We start from the raw sequence: 21,210 nt of genomic DNA, 5'->3' as shown, positions 1-21,210 counted from the left end.
GGGATCGCTGCCGACAGCATCATGACATAAATCCCAGAGACAGGGTCGGGCGCGGCCCGGGCTTGCAGCCCGTGCCAGGCCTTTGGCTGGCGTGCGCAGGGGGCAGCAGCAGGCTTCCGTCAGCGGGCTTGAGCATTGCCCGTGGCCGGAGTAACCGGGGGCATGGCACAGCGGCAGATTGATCCATCGCGAATAGCCGTGCGCGGCACGCTTACCCCCGACCGCCCGCTTGACGGGCTGACCTGGCTGCGCGTGGGCGGCCCGGCCGACTGGCTGTTCCAGCCCGCCGACGAGGACGACCTGGCTGCGTTTCTGGCGCAGCTTGACCCGCGCGTGGCGGTGTTTCCCATGGGCGTGGGATCGAACCTGATCGTGCGCGATGGCGGCATCCGGGGCGTGGTGATCCGGCTGGGGCGCGGCTTCAACGGCATCGCGGTCGAGGGCGCGCGCGTCACCGCCGGGGCGGCGGCGCTGGATGCGCATGTGGCGCGGCGGGCGGCGCAGGCCGGCGTTGATTTGACCTTCCTGCGCACCATTCCTGGCGCCATTGGCGGCGCGGTGCGGATGAACGCGGGCTGCTATGGCACCTATGTCGCCGACCGGCTGGTATCTGTCCGGGTCGTCACCCGCGCGGGCGCGGTACAGGAACTGCCCGCGCAGGCGCTCAACCTGCGTTACCGGCAAAGCGACCTGCCCGAAGGGGCGGTGATCGTGGGGGCGGTGTTCGAAGGCCCGCGCGGCGCGGCCGAGGAACTTGAGGCGCGTATGGCCGAACAACTTGCCAGGCGTGACGCCACCCAGCCGGTCAAGGCGCGCAGCGCCGGCTCGACATTCCGCAACCCGGCCGGGCGCAGCTCGACCGGGCGTGCCGATGACAGCCATGACCTCAAGGCCTGGTCGCTGATCGACGCCGCCGGGATGCGCGGCGCGCGGCGCGGGGGGGCGCAGATGTCGGAGATGCATTGCAACTTCCTGCTCAACACCGGGGGCGCGCGTGCCGCCGATCTGGAAGGCCTGGGCGAAGAGGTGATAAAAAGAGTTTTCCAACACAGCCAAATCCGGCTAGAGTGGGAAATCATGAGGGTCGGCGAACCGGCCCCGGATAACCAGTAACAGGCAGGGCCACACCAAAAAGGCCCGCATGAGGCGGCAGACGTGGGCAAGTCGGGCAGGACAGGCCCCCGCATCGCGGTACTGAAAGGCGGAGTCTCGGTCGAGCGCGAGGTTTCGCTTTCCTCCGGGCGTGAATGCGCCGGGGCGTTGCGGGAGGCGGGTTTCGACGTGATCGAGATCGACGCGGGCACGGACCTGTGCGCGCGCCTTTCCGATGTCGCGCCTGACGCTGTTTTCAACGCATTGCATGGCCGCTGGGGCGAGGATGGCTGCGTCCAGGGGCTGCTGGAATGGCTGCGCATTCCCTATACGCATTCGGGGGTTCTGGCCTCGGCGCTGGCGATGGACAAGGCCCGCGCCAAGGAGGTGTTCCGCGCCGCCGGCCTTCCGGTGGTGGAAAGCCGCATCGTCCCCGCCCGCGAAGTCGAGGCGGCCCATGCCTTGCCCCCGCCCTATGTGGTCAAACCCAATAACGAGGGCTCCTCGGTCGGCATCTATATCGTGCACGAGGCCGCCAACGCCCCGCCCAAGCTGGGCCCCGAGATGCCCGAGCAGGTGATGGTCGAGGCCTTCGCGCCGGGCCGCGAGCTGACCGTGAGCGTGATGGGCGATCGCGCGCTGACCGTCACCGATATCGTCACCGAGGGCTGGTATGACTACGCCGCGAAATACACCCCCGGCGGGTCGCGCCATGTGGTGCCGGCCGATCTGCCCGCGGCGGTTTTCGGTGCCTGCATGGACTATGCGCAGCGCGCCCATGACGCGTTGGGCTGCCGGGGGCTGACGCGCGCCGATTTCCGCTGGGACGCGGCGCGCGGGGTCGACGGGCTGGTGCTGCTTGAGGTCAACACACAGCCCGGCATGACGCCCACCTCGCTGAGCCCCGAGCAGGCGGCGCATGAGGGCATCGCCTTTCCCGATCTGTGCCGCTGGCTGGTGGAGGATGCCTCATGCAACCGTTGACGGGGCAGCATCGCGGCCATGCGGGCCAGACGGGCGCCGCGCCCGCCCGGCGCGATCCGGCGCCTAGTCGGATTGCCTATCGCCTGCACCGGCTGTGGTTGACGCCGCTCTTTCGGGCGCTTTTGCGGGTGGGGCTGCCTGCCTTCGCGCTGGTATTCGCGCTGGGGGCGGTATTCTCCGACGCCGAGCGGCGCGCGCAGGTGGTCGGCGTCTGGCAGGATCTGCGCGACGCGGTCGAGGCGCGGCCCGAGTTTCAGGTCACACGGATGGAGGTGCGCGGCGCCTCGCCCACCGTCGAGGCGGCGATGCACGCGCTGGGGCCGCAGGCGTTTCCCGTCAGTTCCTTTCACCTGGACCTGGCCGGGCTGCGCGCCGAGTTCGAGGCGCTGGATGCGGTGGCGCGCGCCGATCTGCAACTGCGTGCCGGCGGGCTTCTGGATGTGCGTATTGCCGAGCGCGAGCCGGCCATCGTCTGGCGCAGCCGCGAAGGGCTTGAACTGCTGGATGCCGAAGGGTTCCGCATCGCCCGGTTGCGCAGCCGCGCGGCGCGGGCCGATCTGCCGCTGATCGGCGGCGATGGCGCGGATGCCGCGGTGCCCGAGGCGCTGGCGCTGATCGCGGCCGCCGCGCCGCTGGGCGCGCGCGTGATCGGGCTGACGCGGATGGGCGAACGGCGCTGGGATCTGGTGCTGGACCGCGACCAGCGGGTGATGCTGCCCGAGCGCGAGCCAATCGCCGCGCTTGAGCGGGTGATCGTCCAGACCCAGACACAGGAACTGCTGGAACGCGACGTGGAGGCGGTGGACATGCGCAATCCGGCCCGCCCCACCGTGCGGCTGAGCCAGCAGGCATTGAGCGAATTGCGGCGCATCAGGGCGCTGGAACAGGGAGCACGCAACCGATGACCGATCTTTTTCGCAAGCAGCAGGCCATGCGGCAGATGCGGCGCGCGGCGATGCAGCGCGGCGTGATCGCGGTGCTGGATGTCGGCACCTCCAAGGTGGCCTGTCTGATTCTCAGGTTCGACGGGCCGGAACGCAACCGCGAGATGGATGGTGTCGGCCCGATGGCGGGGCAGTCGAGCTTTCGTGTGATCGGCGCGGCCACGACCCGCTCGCGCGGGGTGCGCTTTGGCGAGATTTCCGCCATGCAGGAGACCGAGCGCGCGGTGCGCACCGCGCTTCAGGCCGCGCAGAAGATGGCCCAGATGCGGGTCGATCATGTGATCGCCTGCTTTTCGGGGGGCGGGCCGCGGTCTTATGGGATGGCGGGCGATATCGGGATCGAGAATGTTGCGGTGGGCGAACCCGACATCGCGCGGGTGCTGGCCGCCTGCGATGTGCCCGATATCGGCACCGGCCGCGAGGTGCTGCATGCCCAGCCGGTGAATTTCACGCTCGATCACATGACCGGGCTTTCCGACCCGCGCGGCCAGATCGGCAACCGGCTGTCCTGCGACATGCACCTGCTTTCGGTGGATGAGGCGGTGATCGGCAACCTGATTCACTGCATCCGCCGTTGCGACCTGGAGCTGGCGGGGATCGCCTCCTCGGCCTATGTGTCGGGCGTTTCCAGCCTGGTCGAGGATGAACAGGAACTTGGCGCCGCCTGCATCGACCTGGGCGGCGGTGCGACCGGTGTGTCGATCTTCATCAGAAAGCACATGATCTATGCCGACAGCGTGCGCATGGGCGGCGACCATGTGACTGCCGATATCTCCAAGGGGCTTCAGGTTCCGATGGCGGTGGCCGAACGGATCAAGACCTTTTACGGCGGTGTGGTCGCCACGGGGCTGGACGACCGCGAGATGATCGAAATCGGCGGCGACTCGGGCGATTGGGAGCGTGACCGGCGCTCCGTCAGCCGCACCGAACTGATCGGAATCATGCGCCCCCGGGTCGAGGAGATCCTGGAAGAGGTGCGCGCGCGGCTCGATGCGGCCGGGTTCGATCATCTGCCCAGCCAGCAGGTGGTGCTGACCGGTGGCGGCAGCCAGATACCCGGCCTTGACGGGCTGGCGGCGCGGGTGTTGGGCCAGCAGGTGCGGCTGGGCCGGCCGTTGCGGGTGCAGGGCTTGCCACAGGCGGCCACCGGGCCGGCCTTTTCCAGCGCCGTGGGGCTGAGCCTTTTCGCCGCGCATCCGCAGGACGAGTTCTGGGATTTCGAGGCCCCGGCCGACCGCTACCCGGTGCGTTCGCTGCGCCGGGCGGTGCGCTGGTTCCGGGACAACTGGTAAACACCATATCGAGTGGGAGTCGGCAAAATGCCGCTTAATGATGAAAAAATCCTCCCATATTTTGTGGGAAAATGGTGTTTTTTTGATGACCTGAGGGGTAAGCCCCTGTAAGATGCAGGGAAAATGCGGACAACCGGCAACGTCCGGCAATTTACAGGCGGGAAAGCAATGGCACTCAATCTTATCATGACCGAGCGCGAGGAACTTACGCCGCGGATTACCGTTTTCGGTGTCGGCGGCGCCGGCGGAAACGCCGTGAACAACATGATCGAACAGAGCCTTGAAGGGGTCGAGTTCGTCGTTGCCAACACCGATGCGCAGGCGCTTCAGCAAAACCGGGCGCAGGCGCGCATCCAGATGGGCGTCAAGGTGACAGAGGGGCTGGGCGCCGGGGCGCGCGCCAGCGTCGGCGCCGCCGCGGCCGAAGAGGCGATCGAGGAAATCATCGATCACCTGGCGGGCGCGCATATGTGCTTCATCACCGCGGGCATGGGGGGCGGCACGGGCACCGGTGCGGCCCCGATCATCGCCCAGGCCGCGCGCGAACTGGGTGTGCTGACCGTGGGTGTGGTGACAAAGCCCTTCCAGTTCGAAGGCGCCAAGCGGATGCGCCAGGCCGAGGAAGGTGTCGAGGCGCTGCAGCAGGTGGTGGACACGCTGATCATCATCCCCAATCAGAACCTGTTTCGCCTGGCCAACGAAAAGACCACCTTCACCGAGGCCTTCGCCCTGGCTGACGACGTGCTGTATCAGGGCGTCAAGGGCGTGACCGACCTGATGGTGCGGCCCGGCCTGATCAATCTCGATTTCGCCGATGTGCGCGCGGTGATGGACGAGATGGGCAAGGCGATGATGGGCACCGGCGAGGCCGAGGGCGAAGAGCGCGCCATCCAGGCGGCTGAAAAGGCCATCGCCAACCCGCTGCTCGACGAGATCAGCCTGAACGGCGCGCGCGGCGTGCTCATCAACATCACCGGCGGCCATGACCTGACCCTGTTCGAGTTGGACGAGGCTGCGAACCTGATCCGCGAAAAGGTGGACCAGGATGCCAATATCATCGTTGGCTCCACACTCGACCCGACCATGGAGGGGCGGATGCGTGTCTCGGTGGTGGCCACGGGCATCGACGCCTCGCAAGTGGCGGTCGAGACCCCGGTGCCGCGCCGGCGTCTGGCCGAGCCGCTGCAACCCATGACCCTGGGTGCAGGCGATGGCGTCGCCAGTCAAGAACATGCGAACGAAGAGTTCGCCGCACCCGAAGAACCGCAGCACGAAGAAGTGGCGCAGGATGTGGCCGAGCCCACGCTGTTCGACCCGGTCGGCGAATATGACCAGGGCGCCCATCAGCAAGCCGGATACACGACAGGCGGTTACGAGACCGGCGCGCCGCCGGCCCGGCCCCGGCAGGCCGCCGATGATCTGCCGCCGCCGGCGTACAATCCGCAGCAGGCCGCACCCCGCCCCGCAGCCGCGTCGCACGAAGATGACGCTGCATCGTTTGTTGCGCCGCGCCCGCGTGCCCCCGGCGCCCCTTCGCCCGAGGCGCTGGCCCGGCTGCGCGCTGCGGTCAGCAAGGTGCCCGGCGAGGAAGGTGGGCAGCAACGCCCAGCCGCCGCGCCGGCACAGGCACCGGCTGCCGGGGGCGCTGCAGGTGACAAGTCGCGCTTTGGCATCAATTCGCTGATCAGCCGCATGACCGGGCAGGGCGGTGGAGAGGCCGCGGCAGGCGCCCGCGCCCAGCAGCCGGGATACGCACGCCAGCAGCCGCGCCTGAGCGGCCACGAGGAAGAAGACGAGGAGATGAGCGCCGAGCAGGAGCGCATTGAAATCCCCGCCTTCCTGCGCCGCCAGGCCAACTGAGCTACCCCGCGCCCGCCGTGATCGCGGCGGGTGCATCCCCTTCTCCTCCCAGGGGTTAAAGGCCGGGGTTTTGCCCCGGCTTTTTCTTTTTCATCAGGCAATTGCGCGCTGCCGGGCCGGATCGGCGGAACCTTGCCGATGTCCCGCGCCGAATGTTTCAACGAGTCGTAAAGTTTGAATTGTGGCAGGGGCACGCAGGGATTAGCTATTTGTCAAGATTTACGATTTTGGCCGTGTTGCGGCAGTGTGAGGCAAGGTGCAGACGACAATCGGATCCGCGGTTTCCTTTTCAGGTGTCGGATTGCATTCCGGCAAGCGGGTGCGCATGTCCGTGCGTCCGGCTCCGGCTGATCACGGCATTCGCTTCCGGCGCACCGATGCGGCCGGGCAGGGCGCCGAGATTGCCGCGCTCTGGAAAAATTCCCAACCCGCCGCGCTCTGCACCCGCATCGAGAATGCGCGCGGTGTCGGCGTCTCGACCATCGAGCATGTGATGGCGGCCCTTGCGGGCTGCGGCATCCACAACGCACTGGTCGAGCTGGACGGGCCGGAAGTGCCGATTCTCGACGGCAGTGCTGCGCCTTTCGTGACCAAGTTCATGGTTGCCGGGGTGCGGCGGCTTGCGGCGCCGCTGCGCGCCATCCGCCTGCGCGCCCCGGTCGAGGTGCAGGCCGGCGCCGCCTGGGCGCGGCTCGACCCGGCCGAGACGCTTGAGATTGCCTTCGCCATCGATTTCGAGGATGCCGCCATCGGCCGCCAGCAGAAATGCCTCGAGCTGAGCAACGGCGCCTTCGTTCGCGAGTTGAGCGACAGCCGCACCTTCTGCCGCCTTGGCGATGTCGAGGCAATGCGTGCGCAGGGCCTGGCCCTGGGTGGAAACTTCGAGAACGCGGTCGTGATCGATGGCGCGCGGGTGCTCAGCCCCGGCGGGTTGCGCCACCGCGACGAACCGGTGCGCCACAAGATGCTTGATGCCCTGGGCGACCTGGCCCTGGCGGGCGCGCCGCTTCTGGCGCGGTATTCCGGGCACCGGGCGGGCCATGCGCTGACCGGGGCGCTGCTGCGCGCGCTGTTCGCGCGCCCCGATGCCTGGGAAGTGGTGACGCTGGACGAGGCCGCGCTGCGCCGCCAGCCGGGCGCGGGGATCTGCGCGCAGGATCTTCTGGCCATCGCCTGATTTGCTTCTGAAAACGGGTTTTCTGACTGGTATGTGCCCGCCCGCTATGGCGTGTTGCGGCCAATCGGGTTCAGTCTTTCCCCGTCGCGCAGCGACGCGGATGCTCATGCCCGGGCAGCAAGCGGCCCGGGCGGAGTGAAAAAGATCAAACGCGACACGCTTTGGCGGCCAGCACGCCCTTTGCCGGGAACTCGGTGTATCCGATCTGACACACCGCCCCCGCCCCGTGCTCTTTGTGCAGCGGCAACAGCGCAGCCGCAACCGAATTCCGCCATCCTTGATTTGTGCTTATTGGCCTTTTGCGCACCCCGGTTTACTGTGCTAGGAGACAGGAAAAGGCACGGGGGAAACCCCGGGCATATCCGCAAGGCGATGGGGTAGAGGGACATGGCAGTGCGCAGCTTGGCGATACGCGGCGTTGGTGGGGTCATGCTGGCAGCCGTGTTGCTTGCAGGATGCGGCACCGGCAGTTCCGAGCCGGATCTCGAAGGCTTCTCGGCCGAAGAAATCTACAAGCGCGGCGAATACGAACTGGAAGCCAGCAGCAGGGGCCGCAACGCGATCCGCTATTTCTCTGAGGTCGAGCGGCTTTACCCCTATTCCGAATGGGCCAAGCGGGCGCTGATCATGCAGGCCTATGCCCATCACCGCGACCGCGATTACGAAGAGGCCCGCGCCACCGCGCAGCGGTTTATCGACATCTATCCGGGCGACGAGGATGCGGCCTATGCGCAGTATCTGCTGGCACTGTCCTATTACGACCAGATCGACCGGGTGGGCCGCGACCAGCGCCTGACCTTCCTGGCGTTGCAAGGCCTGCGCGATGTGATCGAGCGCTATCCCGATACCGAATACGCGCGCTCGGCGGTGCTGAAATTCGACCTGGCCTTCGACCATCTCGCCGCCAAGGAGATGGAGATCGGCCGTTATTACCTCAAGCAGGGGCATTACACCTCGGCGATCAACCGGTTCCGTGTTGTGGTGGAAGATTTCCAGACCTCGACGCACACGCCCGAGGCGCTGCACCGTCTGGTCGAATCCTACCTGGCGCTCGGCCTGCATGACGAGGCGCAGACGGCGGCAGCGATTCTGGGCTACAACTTCCAGGGCAACCCGTTCTATGACGACAGCTACCGCCTGCTGACCGGACAGGGGCTGGCGCCGGATGCGGCGGGCGAAGGCTGGCTGCGTGATATCTACCGTCAGGTTGTGCAGGGGCGCTGGCTCTGAGCGCCGGAATGCGGTTCTGCTGCGCCGATCACGCCGTGGCCCGAGGGCCGCGCCTGCCGAGGGGGTGAGTGCGCCATGCTGCGCGGGCTGGATATCCGCGACATGCTTATCATCGACCGGCTGGAGCTGGACTTCCGGCCGGGGTTGAACGTGCTGACCGGGGAAACCGGCGCGGGCAAGTCGATCCTGCTGGATTCGCTGGGCTTCGTGCTGGGCTGGCGCGGGCGCGCCGATCTGGTGCGCGCAGGCGCCGGGCAGGGCGAGGTGGTGGCCGAGTTCGCGCTCTCGCCCGGCCATCCGGCCCGCGAGGTGCTGCAGGAGGCCGGGCTTCCCGACAGCGACGAGCTGATCCTGCGCCGGGTCAACACGCCCGAGGGGCGCAAGACCGCCTGGGTCAATGACCGCCGCGTATCGGGCGATGTGCTTCGGCGGCTTTCCGACACACTGGTCGAGTTGCACGGCCAGCAGGATGATCGCGGGCTGCTCAACCCGCGTGGGCACAGGCAGATGCTCGATGCTTTCGCCGGGGTCGAGGCCGAGCTTGCCGCCTGCCGCGCCGCCTGGCGGCAGCAAAGCCGCGCCCGCGCCGCGCTCGACGAGGCCCGCGCGACGCTTGAACAGGCCCGCGCCGAGGAGGAATTCCTGCGCCATGCCGTGGCCGAGCTTGACGCGCTCGATCCGCGCCCCGGCGAGGAGGCCGAGCTGGACTCCCGCCGCCGCCTGATGCAGGGGGCCGAGCGCACCCGCGCCGATATCGCGCGCGCCCATGCCGCGCTGAGTGCCGAAGGGGCCGAGCGGCTGCTGGTCGATGCCATGCGCTGGCTCGAGGGCGCGGCCGAAGGGGTCGCGGGCCGGCTTGACGAGCCGGTTGCGGCCCTGGGCCGCGCGCTTGATGAGCTGGGCACGGCGCAGCAGGGGGTCGAATCCTGCATCGAGGCGCTTGAATTCGACCCTTCCGATCTGGAAGCCACCGAAGAGCGGCTTTTTGCCCTGCGCGGGCTGGCGCGCAAGCACGGGGTGCTGCCTGACGACCTGGGCGACCTGGCTGAGGATCTGCGCGCGCGGCTTGCGGCGATCGATGGCGGCGCGGACCGGATCGCCGTGCTCGAGGCCGATCTGGCGCGGGCCGAGGCCGCCTATGACAGGGCGGCGCAGGCGCTGGGGGCGGCCCGGCGCGCGGCGGCGGCGCGGCTCGATGCGGCGATGGCCGCGGAACTGGCGCCCTTGAAGATGGAGCGCGCGGTCTTCACCACCGAGATTGCCGATGGCGAGCCTGGCCCCTCGGGGCAGGACGCGGTGGCCTTCCAGGTGGCGACCAACCCGGGCGCACCGGCCAGGCCGCTCAACCGCATCGCCTCGGGCGGGGAGCTTTCGCGCTTTCTGCTGGCGCTCAAGGTCTGCCTGACCCAGCAGGCCGTGGGGCTGACCATGATCTTTGACGAAATCGACCGCGGTGTGGGCGGGGCCACCGCCGATGCGGTGGGGCGGCGACTGGCGGCGCTGGCCGATGAGGCGCAGGTGCTGGTGGTCACGCATTCGCCGCAGGTTGCCGCATTGGGCGATCATCACTGGCGGGTCGAAAAACAGGTGAGAGGGGAAGAGACGCTTTCGCGGGTCACGCCGCTTGACCGCGCGGCGCGGGTGGACGAGATCGCCCGGATGCTGGCCGGCGAGCGGGTGACGGAAGCCGCGCGCGAGGCGGCGCAGGCGTTGTTGAGCGGTTCGGCCCGCGCCCCGGCGCGCAGCACCGGCTAGGCGGCGCGGTTTTTGCGGCAGAAGGGTTTACCTGACCCGCTGCTGCGCCATACTGGAACACGAGGGCAAGAGGCCGGGCAGCGCGCCAGGGCGAGCCGGCACAAGCGACAGGAACGGAGTGATCGGATGAACAAGATTTCCCTGCTGGCAATGAGCTTTCTGCTGGCCTCTTGCGGGGCGCTCGACTGGGTGCGCCCCGGCGCGACGGGGGACACAGGGGGCAGTATCGTCAATCGCAGCGCCGCCGAACGCGCCTGCTTTGCCGCCGCGCAGGAGGCGGGCTTTGACGTGCGCCGTGTCGTCAGCAGCCGCGAAGTGCCGGGGGCGGGCGGAATCATCACCGGCCGCGATGTCATACTTCTGGTGCGCAGCGGCGCGGACGCGTTCGAGCTGCGCTGCAGCTATGCGACCGCCACGGACGAGGCCCGCATCATGGCGCTTTGAAACAGGCGCGCGGCCAGAGAGTTTCATGCCTCCGGCGGGGATACTTTAGCCAAGAAGAAGTTCAGGAAGTTAGGTTTTATCAAACGCTTGGCGCGCGAGTTTCATGTGGCGCATCAGATCCGCGCCGATGCCTGGCCGGGTCGGGCGGCGCGCCGCGAAGTGCGGTGCGTGCAATTTTCTTGCCTGCGCGCGGGGCGATCGCATAGGTTTTGCAAAAGAGCATGACAGCAGCAGAGGTTGCCATGACCGACCAGAGCCATGCCCCGCCATCCCCGATCCCCGAGATTCGCCGGGTCGGCATCGGTGATATTCGCGCCTGCCTCATGCTGGGGTGGCGCGATTTCCGCCGCGCGCCGGCCTTCGGCATCTTTTTCAGCGCCGTCTATGTGCTGGGGGGCGTCGTGCTTTACCTGGTGCTGGTCGCGACCGGGCAGACCTGGTGGCTGATTCCGCTGAGCGCGGGGTTTCCGATTCTCGCGCCTTTTGCGGCGGTGGGCCTTTACGAGGTCAGCCGGCGGCTGGAGCAGGAAGCCCCGCTCGATTTCAACGCTGTGTTCGGCGTGGTCTGGCGTCAGCGCGACCGGCAGGTGCCCTCGATGGCGGTGGTGATTCTGGTCTTCTTCATGTTCTGGGTCTTCGTGGCGCATACGATTTTCGCGTTGTTCTTCGGGATGCAGGCCTTTCGCGGATCGCTCTACGAGATGCTGTTTTCGCCCAGCGGGATGGCGATGCTGGCGGTGGGCACGGTGATCGGCGGTGCGATGGCGGCGCTGCTGTTTTCGCTCACGGTGATCAGCCTGCCCCTGCTGCTGGACAAGGAGCTGGATTTCGTGACCGCGATGATCACCTCCTTTGACGCGGTGCGGTTGAGCCCGGTGGCGATGGGCTATTGGGCGGCGACCATCGCGGTGTTGCTGTTTCTCGCCATGCTTCCGGTTTTTCTGGGGCTTTTCATCGTGTTGCCGCTGCTTGGTCATGCGACATGGCACCTTTATCGCCGGGTTCTGCCCGACGGGGAGGCCGGCTGAGCACAGCGCGCGACCGGGCGCGACCGGAAGCGGCCGGCGGGGCTTGCGGGCCGGGGCTGTCGCGGTCATATGGGAAGCAGACACACAGGATCAGCCGGAGGCCCCGATGAGCACCTTTGAAGAACGCCTGCGCGCATTCGAGAACAAGTTCGCCCATGATGCCGAGATGCAGTTCAAGGCAGTGGCGCGACGCAACAAGCGCCTGGGCCTTTGGGCGGCGGAGCTTCTGGGCAAAACGGGAGAGGCGGCCGAGGCCTACGCAATGGAAGTCATCCGCGCCGATTTCGAGGAAGCCGGGCATGAGGATGTGTTCCGCAAGGTCGCGGCCGATCTGGGGACGCGGGCGACCGAGGCCGAGATTCGCGCCAGGATGGAAGAGCTGCTGGCCGAGGCGAAAGCCGAGCTGTTCGAACACGGCTGAGCCTGAGCGCCACGCCGCGCCCTACCCCGCGCCCTGTGCGCAGGGCGCCACACCGCCGGGCCGAGGGCGCGCGCACTCCCCAGACCCGACAGGAAGCTGGCAGACATGATGGACCCGCAAGGCGCCGACCCCCTTTCACAGCTGCTTGCCAGCCGCGACTGGCTGCTGGCCGACGGGGCGACGGGCACCAATCTTTTCAATCAGGGCCTGGGCGCGGGCGACCCGCCCGAGTTCTGGAATATTGAGCGCCCGAGCGACATTGCCGCGCTTTACCGCGGCGCGGTGGAGGCGGGGAGTGACCTGTTCCTGACCAACACCTTCGGGGCCAATGCCGCGCGGCTCAGGCTGCACGGGGCGACGGCGCGGGTGGCCGAGCTCAACCGTGCCGGCGCCGAGATCGGGCGCGAGGTGGCTACCGGGGCCGGGCGGGCGGTGATCGTGGCGGGTTCCATGGGGCCGACGGGCGAGATCATGGCGCCGATGGGCACCCTGACCCAGGCGGAGGCTGTGGAGATATTCCACGAGCAGGCCGAGGCCCTGAAGGAGGGCGGCGCAGATGTGCTCTGGGTCGAGACAATCTCGGCCGGCGAGGAGTTTCGCGCCGCTTCCGAGGCCGCGCGCCTGGCCGGGATGCCCTGGTGCGGCACCATGAGCTTCGATACCGCCGGCCGCACCATGATGGGGTTGACCTCGGCCGAACTGGTGGCGCTGGTCGACAGGCTGGCGCATCCGCCGCTGGCTTTTGGCGCGAATTGCGGGGTAGGGGCCTCGGACCTGCTGCGCACCGTGCTGGGAATGACGGCGCACGCCCCTGAGCGGCCGGTCATCGCCAAGGGCAATGCCGGCATCCCCAAGTATCATGACGGGCATATCCATTACGATGGCACCCCCGCGCTGATGGCCGATTACGCCGTGCTGGCGCGCGATTGCGGCGCGCACATCATCGGCGGGTGCTGCGGCACGACGCCCGATCACCTGCGCGCCATGCGGGCCGCGCTGGAGGAGCGCGCGCGCGGCCCGCGCCCGGCGCTGGAGGCAATCACCGCCGCGCTGGGGGCGTTTTCCTCGGCATCGGATGGCACAGGCGATGATGTGCCCGCACGCCGGCCGCGCCGAAGGCGGAGCTGAAAGGCCCCGTCGCCCGGTGCCGTATTCAGAACAGGGAAAGCTGGTCGCCCTTGCGCGGCGGCGGAGCAAAGGCGGTGCGGTCAAGCGGGGCGCCGCGCCGCGAAAGGCCGTGGCGTCGACAGGCCAGGGCAAAGCGCTTTTTCAGAAGCTCGGCATGGGGGCCGGTGCCGCGCATCCGGTGCTGCCAGGCGGCGTCATAGTCTTTCCCGCCATGCATAGCGCGCAGCCGGTTCATCACCGCTACCGCGCGGCCCGGCGCGTGCCGTTCGAGCCAGTCGCGAAAAAGCGGCGCGACCTCATGCGGCAGGCGCAAAAGCGCCCAGCTTGCGCATTGCGCCCCGGCCCGCGCTGCGGCGGCCAGCAGTGCCTCCACCTCGTGATCGGTCAGCGCGGGGATCACGGGCGAGATCATGGACCGCACCGGCACGCCTTCCGCGGCCAGTGCCCGAATGGTTTGCAGCCTGCGCGCGGGCGCCGGCGCGCGCGGCTCAAGCCGGCGCGACAGGTCCGGGTCGAGCGTGGTCAACGACAGCCCCACGCGAATCAGGTCGGCCCGCGCCATCGGGGCAAGGATGTCCAGGTCCCGCTCGATCAGCGTGCCGCGGGTCAGGATCACCGCCGGGTGGCGGAAATCGCGCAGCACCTCGAGCACCTGGCGGGTGACCCGGCGCTGCGCCTCGATCGGCTGATAGGGGTCGGTCGCGGTGCCGATGACGATGGGGCGCACCCTGTAGCCCGGCGCGCGCAGTTCCTGCGCCAGCAGTTCGGGCGCGCCGGGCCGCGCGATCAGCCGGCTTTCGAAATCCAGCCCAGGTGACAGCCCCAGCCAGGCGTGGGTGGGCCGCGCATAGCAGTAGATGCAGCCGTGCTCGCAGCCGCGATAGGGGTTGAGCGATTGCTCGAACGGCAGATCGGGCGAGGCATTGCGGGTGATGACGCGGCGCGGGCGTTCCTCGGCGATTTCGGTGCGCAGGGTTTGCGCGGGTTCGGGGATGTCCCAGCCGTCGGCCTACGCCGCGCGCGTGCAGGTCTCGAACCGCCCGGTGATTGCCAGGCCCGCCCCGCGCCCGCGCGGCGCATGCCAGGGCGGCAGGTCGCTGCCCGCGTGCAGCGGGCGTGGCGGTGTGCGGCGCGGTGCCTCAGGGTCGGGGCGAGGGGTGCGACTCATGCGCCCAAATTAGAACAAGAGAAGAACATTTGCCAGAAAATCCGCCAGCCCCGCCGCGGCGCAGGGCAGCGGGCGGGCCGCGCGTCGTTGCTGGAGCGGGCGATGTCGCAATCCGCCAACCTCGGGCAGGCCGCATGACGCATTGATGCGCAGGAATCCGGGCGAGTGGCGCGCCCGGCAGGGCGGAGAAACGCGCATGTCCGACGAAGACGAAATCATCCTCTCCGATCTGCCCGATGACGAGCTTGTCCTGCAGATGCACGACGATCTTTACGACGGGCTGAAGGACGAGATCGAAGAGAGCGTGCAGATCCTGCTTGCGCGCGGCTGGGCGCCTTACCGCGTGCTGACCGAGGCGCTGGTGGCCGGCATGACCATCGTCGGCAAGGATTTCCGCGACGGGATCCTCTTCGTGCCCGAGGTGCTTCTGGCGGCCAATGCGATGAAGGGCGGGATGTTCATCCTCAAGCCGCTGCTGGCCGAAACCGGCGCGCCACGGCAGGGAAAGATGGTGATCGGCACCGTCAAGGGCGACATCCACGACATCGGCAAGAACCTGGTGGCGATGATGATGGAAGGCGCGGGGTTCGAGGTGGTCGATCTGGGCATCAACAACCCGGTCGAGAACTACCTCGAGGCGCTGGAGCGCGAGCAGCCAGATATCCTGGGCATGTCGGCGCTGCTGACCACGACCATGCCCTACATGAAGGTGGTGATCGACACGATGGTCGAAAAGGGCCTGCGCGAGGATTACATCGTGCTTGTGGGCGGCGCCCCCCTCAACGAGGAATTCGGCCGCGCCATCGGCGCCGATGCCTATTGCCGCGATGCCGCCGTGGCGGTCGAGACAGCCAAGGACTTCATCGCGCGCAAACACAACCGGCTGGGGGCGGCAGCCGGGTAAGGCGCGCGCGGTTGACGCCCGGGCCTCGCGGCGCCACTTGATGAATCGGGCGCAAACCGAACAACCGGAGAGGCCGCACATGACCCCGCGCGCACGTTTCATGCTGATGCTGGTGGCCGGGGTGATTGCCGCCGGGGCGATTACGGTCGCTCTTGGAACGGCGTTTTCGGTGAATCTCGGGGGTGACGGGGCCGCGCCGGCGCTGCTGATGGTGGTGCTGCTGGCGGCGGTGGTCGCCCTCTGGCTGCTGCGGCGGCGGTGATGCGCCCCGATGACACCACCCTGACCGAACGCGGCCTGCCCCCCGTGCAGGCGCGCGGGCGCATCCTGCTGATCGCCTGCGGGGCGCTGGCGCACGAGATCCTGGCGCTGAAGGCGGCGAATGGCTGGCACCACGTGGAACTCATGTGCCTGCCCGCCAAGCTGCACCTCTGGCCCGAGCGCATCCCCGACGCGGTCGAGGCCGCCGTCACGCGCCATCGCGACGATTTCGAGGCCATCTATGTCGTCTACGCCGATTGCGGCACCGGCGGGCTTTTGCAGGCGCGCTGCGCCGCGCTCGGAGTCGAGATGATGCCGGGGCCGCATTGCTATGCCTTCTTCGACGGAAATGCCGAATTCGCCGCCCGCGCCGAGGATGAGATGCGCGCCTTCTACCTGACCGATTTCCTGGTGCGCCAGTTCGATGCCTTCGTCTGGCGGCCGATGGGGCTGGACCGCCACCCGGAGCTGCGCGATGTCCTGTTCGGCCAGTATGAACGGCTGATCCACCTGGCCCAGACTGAGGATGCCGCGCTTGACGCCAAGGCCGCCGATTGCGCCACACGGCTGGGCCTGCGCTATGAGCGGCGCTTCACCGGCTACGGCGATCTGGCCGCGGAATTGGCCCGGCTGGGCTGAGGCGGGCGGCTGCCGGCCCCCGCGCGCGCCCGGTCGCTTCCGCAAAGGCGCGCGACACTGCGTCTTCTCTGTAAAAGAAACATCTCTGCCGGAGGCACTGGCGCAGTTTCCTTCGCACCCCGAAAACGCAGGCTTTCTCTTCTTCTTGGCAAAAATATCCTCGCCGAAGGCATGGCGCGGAACAAGGGCGAAGCCCGCCGCGCCCCCTGACCAGGCCGCCCCCCCTCGGCCCTTCGATGTCCGGTCCGCCGTCAATCGCCGCCCTAGCGTCCCGGCAGCGGCGTCGCGCCGTGCTCGGGGGCCAGCGCGCCTTCGCCTTCCACCCGGATACCGGCGGCGTTGGCCTCGTCGGTGTCGATATGCATCTCGGTGAAGGCCTTCTCCTGCACCCGCACCAGCGTGCGCGAGAATGTCAGCCCGCGGGCCGCGTCGCCAACATGCACATCGACGAAATGCCCGTCTTCGAGCCCCATTTCGCGCGCGTCCTCGGGGTTGATATGGATATGCCGCGCGGCCACGATCAGCCCGTCGGTCACGATCTGGCCCGCGGGGCCGATCAGGGTGATCTCGGGCGTGCCGTCAAGCTGGCCGCTTTCGCGCACCGGCGCATCCACCCCCAGTGCGAAACTGTCGGTGCGCGACACCTCGATCTGGGTGCGGGCACGTTCGGGGCCGAGGATCGCTACATTCTCCAGCCGCCCGCGCGGGCCCTCGATGGTGACGCGTTCGCGCGCGCAGAAGTTTCCGGGCTGGCGCAGGTCATGCGCCGGCGTCAGCTGATAGCCCGGGCCGAACAGCGCCTCGACCGCCGCGCGCGACAGATGCACATGGCGCGCCGACACGGCCACGGGCAGGGCGCGGGGCGCACGCGTGGCCGGACGGCGTTGCAGCCGGGCGGCCACCTCGCGGGCAATCATCAGCTGCTCGGCGGTCTCGGTCACGATCACCCGCACCTTGGCGCCGTAGGCCTGGATCTGCGGCGCGGCCATGCCGGAAAGGTCGATCCCCTGGTTGCGGTCATGGTCGAGCTTGAGCCCCATGAACTCCAGCCCGTCGCAGATCCGCCGCCGCATCGAGGCCGAGTTTTCACCGATGCCGCCGGTAAACACCACCGCATCCACCCCCCCCATCGCTGCTGCGTAGGCGCCGATATACTTTCGGGCGCGATAAGCATAGATGCCGATCGCAAGCTGGGCCTCGGCGCAGCCCTCTGCCGCGCGTTCCTCGACCGCGCGCATGTCTGACAGCCCGGTGAGCCCCTTCAGCCCGCTATCAGTGTAAAGCGCCTCTTCGATTTCCTCGATACCCAGGCCCAGCTGGCGGTGCAGATAGCCGAAGGCGCCCGGGTCCACATCGCCCGAGCGGCTGCCCATCACCAGCCCCTCGAGCGGGGTCATCCCCATCGAGGTATCCATGCTGTGCCCGCGGTTGATGGCGCAGACGCTGGCGCCATTGCCCAGATGCACGCTGATGATCTGCAAGTCGGAAAGCGGTGCGCCGATCTCCTGCGCGGCGCGTTCGGCCACGTATTTGTGCGAGGTGCCGTGAAACCCGTAGCGCCGCAGCCCGGCCTCGCGCCAGGCCTTGGGCACCGCATAGGTGGTGGCGCGCCTGGGGGCGGTCAGGTGAAAGGCGGTGTCAAAGACGGCCACCTGCGGCAGGTCGGGCCATTGGCCCTGCGCCAGGCGCACCGCGTGCAGATTGGCGGGGTTGTGCAGCGGCGCAAGCGGGGTCAGCGCATCGAGCCGCTCCAGCAACGCCGCGTCGATTACGGTGGCCTCGGCCAGATCCTCGCCGCCATGCACGATCCGGTGGCCCACCGCATCGGGCGCGCCAAGCCCGCGTGCCTCCAGCACGGCAGGCACATCGGCGATGGCGGCGGCGATGTCGTCCAATGGCGCGCTGTCTTCCCGCACCGGGCCATCCTCTCCGGTCAGGCACCGGGTGCAGGCGCCGTTCTCAAACCTCTCATAGCTGCCCTTGAGGATATGGCGCGCGCCCGCGGGGTGATCGGACATCTCGAACAGGCCGAACTTGAGGCTGGAGCTTCCGGCGTTGAAGACGAGGATCTTCATGCGCGCATTTCCTTCCATTTCAGGGCGGCGCGCTTGTCGCATTCAAGCACCAGCAGCACCAGCACGCCGGGTATGATGCATTGCGCGAGCTGCCAGGGGCTCAGCGCCGTGGTCCCGAACAGCACCTGCATGAAGGGCAGATAGGTGAAGGCCGATTGCAGCACCACCACCAGCCCCACCGCAATCAGAACGGCGGGGGTGCCGACGATCGCCTCGCGGGTGAAGATGCTGCCCAGCCGCTTGCGCACCGAGAAGAGGTAAAACACCTCCATCGCCACCAGCGTGTTGACCGCCATGGTGCGCGCCACCTCGATCGAGGCGCCGCCCGCCTGCGCCAGCAGGAACTGCCCGAATATTCCGGCCGAGAAGAGCAGCGAGACCAGAAACACCCGCCACAGGATATAGCGCGACAGGATCGGCGCATCGGGCTTGCGCGGCGGGCGCTGCATGACCTCGCGCTCGGGTGGCTCGAAGGCCAGGCTCATGGCCAGCGCAACCGAACTGACCATGTTGACCCATAGTATCTGCAACGGCGCGATCGGCAGCATCAGCCCGAACAGCACCGCGATCACCAGGCTGAGGCTTTCGCCCCCGTTCACCGGCAAAAGAAAGGTGATGACCTTCTTGAGGTTGCCGTAAACCGTGCGACCGCGCCGCACCGCCTCGGCGATGGAGGCGAAATTGTCGTCGGCCAGCACCAGTTCCGACGCCTCGCGCGCGGCTTCCGAGCCCTTGATGCCCATGGCGATGCCAGCATCCGCGCGCTTGAGCGCCGGGGCGTCATTGACGCCGTCGCCCGTCATGGCGACGACCGCGCCTTCGGCCTGCAATGCCTTGACCAGCCGCAGCTTGTGCTCCGGGCTGGTGCGGGCAAAGACATCGACGCGGCCGGCGGCCTCGCGCAGGGCGTCGTCGTCCATTTCCTCGATCTCGGCGCCGGTAAGCACTTCGTCGCTGTTGTGCAGCCCGATCTGGGCGGCGATGGCAGCGGCGGTGCCCTTGTGATCGCCGGTGATCATCTTCACGGCGATTCCGGCACTGTGGCAATCGGCGATGGCGTCGATCACCTCGGCGCGCGGCGGGTCCATCAGCCCGGTGAAGCCCAGAAGCGTCAGCCCGCCCTCAACATCGTCATGATCGAGGCTGTCGCCCTCGTGGCTGCGCTGTGCAAGCGCCAGCACGCGCTGGCCCTTGGCGGCGATCTCGTCGGCGCGGGCCTGCCAGTAATCGGGATCGAGCGGTTGCGGGCCATCCTCGCCCAGCTGGTTCTCGCAGCGCTCGAGCACGGCCTCGGGCGCGCCCTTGAGCAGGATCATGGCGCCGTCATCAGTGTCGCGCAGCACCGCCATGTAGCGATAGCGCGCGTCAAACGGGATGGTGGCGCGGGCGCGGCCCCGTTCGCGCCAGGGCTGGCCGGCCTTGCCCGCGAAGGCCAGCAGCGCGCCCTCCATCGGATCGCCCTCGACCCGCCACGCGCCATTGTCGTCCTCGACCCGCGAGGTGCCGTTGTCACCTGCGGTCTGCGCATCACCGTTGTCGCTGTCTTCGGGGGCGCCTTCGGCGGCCTCGTCTTCCTGGCTGCCCCGGCGCAGGCTGGCGCCGTTGCACAGCCCCGCCACGCGGCCCATCGCGGCGACCACGGGGGCGGGGTCGTTCAGGGCCGCGCCCTCGCGACTGATCTCGCCCTCGGGGGCATAGCCCTCGCCGGCGACCTCGTAGATGCCATCGGCCGTGACCAGCGTGGCGACGACCATTTCGTTGCGCGTCAGCGTCCCGGTCTTGTCGGAACAGATGGTGGAAACCGCGCCCAGCGTCTCGATCGCGGGCAGGCGGCGGATGATCGCGTTGCGCCGCGCCATCATCTGCACGCCGATGGCCAGCGTCACTGTCAGCACCGCCGGCAGCCCCTCGGGGATCGAGGCCACGAAGATCGCCACGATCACCATGAAGGCCTCGGCAAAGGCCATCTCGCGCACCAGGATGGTAAAGGCCAGGATCGCCGCCGCCGCAGCCATGATGAAGCCGGTCAGATAGCGGGCGAACTGGTGCATCTGGCGGATAAGCGGGGTGGTCAGTTGCTCGACGTCGCCGACCATGCCGCTGACGCGCCCGATCTCGGTATCGGCGCCGGTGGCCACGACAACGCCGGTGGCGGTGCCCTTGGTCAGCATCGTGCCGCTGAACATCATTGCGCCCCGGTCGCCCAGCGATGCATCGGGTTCGCTCGGATCGGTGTCCTTGTCCACCGGGACGGATTCGCCGGTCAGGATGGCCTCGTCCACGGCTGCGCCGGCCAGCTCGATCAGCCGCAGGTCGGCGGGCACCTTGTCGCCTGCCTCCATCAGCACGATATCGCCGGGCACCAGATCGGCGGCGGCAAGGGCCACACGCTCGCCATCGCGCAGCGCGGCGGCGCGCGGGGCCAGCATGTCGCGCAGGGCCTCGAGCGCGGCCTCGGCGCGGCCCTCCTGCACGAAGCCGATCAGCGTGTTGATGATGACCACCGCCATGATGACGCCGGTATCCACCCAATGGCCCAGGGCGGCGGTAATCGCCGCCGCCGCGATCAGCACGAGAATCAGGAGATTGTTGAGCTGCCGCGCCAGCCGCCTCAGCGCCGAGGGGCGTTCGGGCGCGGGCAGGCTGTTGGGGCCGTGTTCGGCCAGCCTGCGCGCGGCCTCATCGCTGCTCAGGCCCTTGGGAGTGGTCTCAATCTGCTCCAGAACCTTTTCTGCCGGTTCCGCCCAGCTTTTCTCGACAGGCTGCATGGGTGGGGCTTTCCTTGTGGCTGGCGCCTCGGCGGTGCGC

The 21,210-nt window shown here is 68.3% G+C and carries 17 protein-coding genes and 1 pseudogene; 15 read left to right on the top strand and 3 right to left on the bottom strand.

Annotated elements, in window-relative coordinates; genetic code table 11:
• Positions 1–162 precede the first annotated feature (162 nt).
• The 12 genes from murB to bmt all read left to right on the top strand — a co-directional run bounded on the left by murB (position 163) and on the right by bmt (position 13,355).
• On the top strand, positions 163–1,113 hold the full coding sequence (murB, locus tag DQ229_RS05305; RefSeq protein WP_114965226.1) for a UDP-N-acetylmuramate dehydrogenase: 951 nt from the start codon (positions 163–165) through the stop codon (positions 1,111–1,113).
• A gap of 42 nt (positions 1,114–1,155) precedes the next feature.
• Positions 1,156–2,076 carry a D-alanine--D-alanine ligase gene (locus DQ229_RS05300; protein WP_114965225.1) on the top strand — a complete coding sequence of 307 codons (921 nt, stop codon included), beginning with the start codon at positions 1,156–1,158 and terminating at the stop codon, positions 2,074–2,076.
• On the top strand, positions 2,064–2,981 hold the full coding sequence (locus DQ229_RS05295; protein ID WP_114965224.1) for a cell division protein FtsQ/DivIB: 918 nt from the start codon (positions 2,064–2,066) through the stop codon (positions 2,979–2,981). Before DQ229_RS05300 ends, DQ229_RS05295 begins: the two co-directional genes overlap by 13 nt.
• Complete coding sequence (gene ftsA, locus DQ229_RS05290; RefSeq protein ID WP_114965223.1) at positions 2,978–4,312, top strand: cell division protein FtsA; 1,335 nt, start codon at positions 2,978–2,980, stop codon at positions 4,310–4,312. Before DQ229_RS05295 ends, ftsA begins: the two co-directional genes overlap by 4 nt.
• Before the next feature lie 168 nt (positions 4,313–4,480).
• Positions 4,481–6,172 carry a cell division protein FtsZ gene (ftsZ, locus tag DQ229_RS05285; protein ID WP_114965222.1) on the top strand — a complete coding sequence of 564 codons (1,692 nt, stop codon included), beginning with the start codon at positions 4,481–4,483 and terminating at the stop codon, positions 6,170–6,172.
• Between the two features lie 256 nt (positions 6,173–6,428).
• A complete protein-coding gene (lpxC, locus tag DQ229_RS05280; RefSeq protein ID WP_114965221.1) occupies positions 6,429–7,349 on the top strand; it encodes a UDP-3-O-acyl-N-acetylglucosamine deacetylase in 921 nt (306 codons plus the stop codon).
• Between the two features lie 387 nt (positions 7,350–7,736).
• Positions 7,737–8,579, top strand: coding sequence for an outer membrane protein assembly factor BamD (locus tag DQ229_RS05275; RefSeq protein ID WP_114965220.1), 843 nt, complete (start codon positions 7,737–7,739; stop codon positions 8,577–8,579).
• A gap of 75 nt (positions 8,580–8,654) precedes the next feature.
• Complete coding sequence (recN, locus tag DQ229_RS05270; RefSeq protein ID WP_114965219.1) at positions 8,655–10,334, top strand: DNA repair protein RecN; 1,680 nt, start codon at positions 8,655–8,657, stop codon at positions 10,332–10,334.
• A 126-nt stretch (positions 10,335–10,460) separates the two neighbouring features.
• Positions 10,461–10,778, top strand: a complete 318-nt coding sequence (locus DQ229_RS05265) for a hypothetical protein (RefSeq protein WP_114965218.1) — start codon at positions 10,461–10,463, stop codon at positions 10,776–10,778.
• A gap of 242 nt (positions 10,779–11,020) precedes the next feature.
• Positions 11,021–11,806: a DUF2189 domain-containing protein gene (locus DQ229_RS05260; RefSeq protein ID WP_114965217.1), complete on the top strand. Its 786-nt coding sequence runs from the start codon at positions 11,021–11,023 to the stop codon at positions 11,804–11,806.
• Between the two features lie 106 nt (positions 11,807–11,912).
• Entirely contained in the window at positions 11,913–12,227 is a 315-nt protein-coding gene (locus tag DQ229_RS05255; protein WP_114965216.1) for a DUF1476 domain-containing protein, read from the top strand.
• Between the two features lie 105 nt (positions 12,228–12,332).
• Complete coding sequence (gene bmt / locus DQ229_RS05250) at positions 12,333–13,355, top strand: betaine--homocysteine S-methyltransferase (RefSeq protein WP_238380964.1); 1,023 nt, start codon at positions 12,333–12,335, stop codon at positions 13,353–13,355.
• 25 nt (positions 13,356–13,380) lie between these two features.
• Here bmt and DQ229_RS05245 read toward each other — a convergent pair.
• A pseudogene (locus DQ229_RS05245) lies at positions 13,381–14,466 on the bottom strand (PA0069 family radical SAM protein).
• Positions 14,467–14,719: 253 nt separating this feature from the next.
• Here DQ229_RS05245 and DQ229_RS05240 point away from each other — a divergent pair.
• The 3 genes from DQ229_RS05240 (at position 14,720) to DQ229_RS05230 (ending at position 16,327) form a co-directional block, all read left to right on the top strand.
• Positions 14,720–15,427: a corrinoid protein gene (locus DQ229_RS05240; RefSeq protein ID WP_114965241.1), complete on the top strand. Its 708-nt coding sequence runs from the start codon at positions 14,720–14,722 to the stop codon at positions 15,425–15,427.
• 79 nt (positions 15,428–15,506) lie between these two features.
• Positions 15,507–15,689: a hypothetical protein gene (locus DQ229_RS05235; RefSeq protein WP_114965215.1), complete on the top strand. Its 183-nt coding sequence runs from the start codon at positions 15,507–15,509 to the stop codon at positions 15,687–15,689.
• Entirely contained in the window at positions 15,689–16,327 is a 639-nt protein-coding gene (locus DQ229_RS05230; protein ID WP_114965214.1) for a DUF1638 domain-containing protein, read from the top strand. Before DQ229_RS05235 ends, DQ229_RS05230 begins: the two co-directional genes overlap by 1 nt.
• Before the next feature lie 263 nt (positions 16,328–16,590).
• Here the strand turns inward: DQ229_RS05230 and DQ229_RS05225 are convergent, their stop codons facing one another.
• Both DQ229_RS05225 and DQ229_RS05220 read right to left on the bottom strand, forming a co-directional pair.
• Positions 16,591–18,402 carry an acetate/propionate family kinase gene (locus tag DQ229_RS05225; RefSeq protein WP_114965240.1) on the bottom strand — a complete coding sequence of 604 codons (1,812 nt, stop codon included), beginning with the start codon at positions 18,400–18,402 and terminating at the stop codon, positions 16,591–16,593.
• Positions 18,399–21,170, bottom strand: coding sequence for an HAD-IC family P-type ATPase (locus DQ229_RS05220; protein WP_114965213.1), 2,772 nt, complete (start codon positions 21,168–21,170; stop codon positions 18,399–18,401). The genes DQ229_RS05225 and DQ229_RS05220 overlap by 4 nt, the downstream gene beginning before the upstream one ends.
• Positions 21,171–21,210 lie beyond the last annotated feature (40 nt).

Source organism: Alkalilacustris brevis, assembly GCF_003350345.1.
In the GTDB taxonomy this organism is placed as follows: Bacteria; Pseudomonadota; Alphaproteobacteria; order Rhodobacterales; family Rhodobacteraceae; genus Alkalilacustris; species Alkalilacustris brevis.
This window is presented reverse-complemented; position numbering and strand designations above follow the sequence as displayed.

Excerpts from the sequence above, each read along its gene's own strand:
- murB (WP_114965226.1), top strand. The coding sequence starts at position 163 with ATGGCACAGCGGCAGATTGATCCATCGCGAATAGCCGTGCGCGGCACG.
- DQ229_RS05295 (WP_114965224.1), top strand. The coding sequence starts at position 2,064 with ATGCAACCGTTGACGGGGCAGCATCGCGGCCATGCGGGCCAGACGGGC.
- ftsA (WP_114965223.1), top strand. The coding sequence starts at position 2,978 with ATGACCGATCTTTTTCGCAAGCAGCAGGCCATGCGGCAGATGCGGCGC.
- ftsZ (WP_114965222.1), top strand. The coding sequence starts at position 4,481 with ATGGCACTCAATCTTATCATGACCGAGCGCGAGGAACTTACGCCGCGG.
- DQ229_RS05275 (WP_114965220.1), top strand. The coding sequence starts at position 7,737 with ATGGCAGTGCGCAGCTTGGCGATACGCGGCGTTGGTGGGGTCATGCTG.
- recN (WP_114965219.1), top strand. The coding sequence starts at position 8,655 with ATGCTGCGCGGGCTGGATATCCGCGACATGCTTATCATCGACCGGCTG.
- DQ229_RS05265 (WP_114965218.1), top strand. The coding sequence starts at position 10,461 with ATGAACAAGATTTCCCTGCTGGCAATGAGCTTTCTGCTGGCCTCTTGC.
- DQ229_RS05260 (WP_114965217.1), top strand. The coding sequence starts at position 11,021 with ATGACCGACCAGAGCCATGCCCCGCCATCCCCGATCCCCGAGATTCGC.
- DQ229_RS05255 (WP_114965216.1), top strand. The coding sequence starts at position 11,913 with ATGAGCACCTTTGAAGAACGCCTGCGCGCATTCGAGAACAAGTTCGCC.
- bmt (WP_238380964.1), top strand. The coding sequence starts at position 12,333 with ATGATGGACCCGCAAGGCGCCGACCCCCTTTCACAGCTGCTTGCCAGC.
- DQ229_RS05240 (WP_114965241.1), top strand. The coding sequence starts at position 14,720 with ATGTCCGACGAAGACGAAATCATCCTCTCCGATCTGCCCGATGACGAG.
- DQ229_RS05235 (WP_114965215.1), top strand. The coding sequence starts at position 15,507 with ATGACCCCGCGCGCACGTTTCATGCTGATGCTGGTGGCCGGGGTGATT.
- DQ229_RS05230 (WP_114965214.1), top strand. The coding sequence starts at position 15,689 with ATGCGCCCCGATGACACCACCCTGACCGAACGCGGCCTGCCCCCCGTG.
- DQ229_RS05225 (WP_114965240.1), bottom strand. The coding sequence starts at position 18,402 with ATGAAGATCCTCGTCTTCAACGCCGGAAGCTCCAGCCTCAAGTTCGGC.
- DQ229_RS05220 (WP_114965213.1), bottom strand. The coding sequence starts at position 21,170 with ATGCAGCCTGTCGAGAAAAGCTGGGCGGAACCGGCAGAAAAGGTTCTG.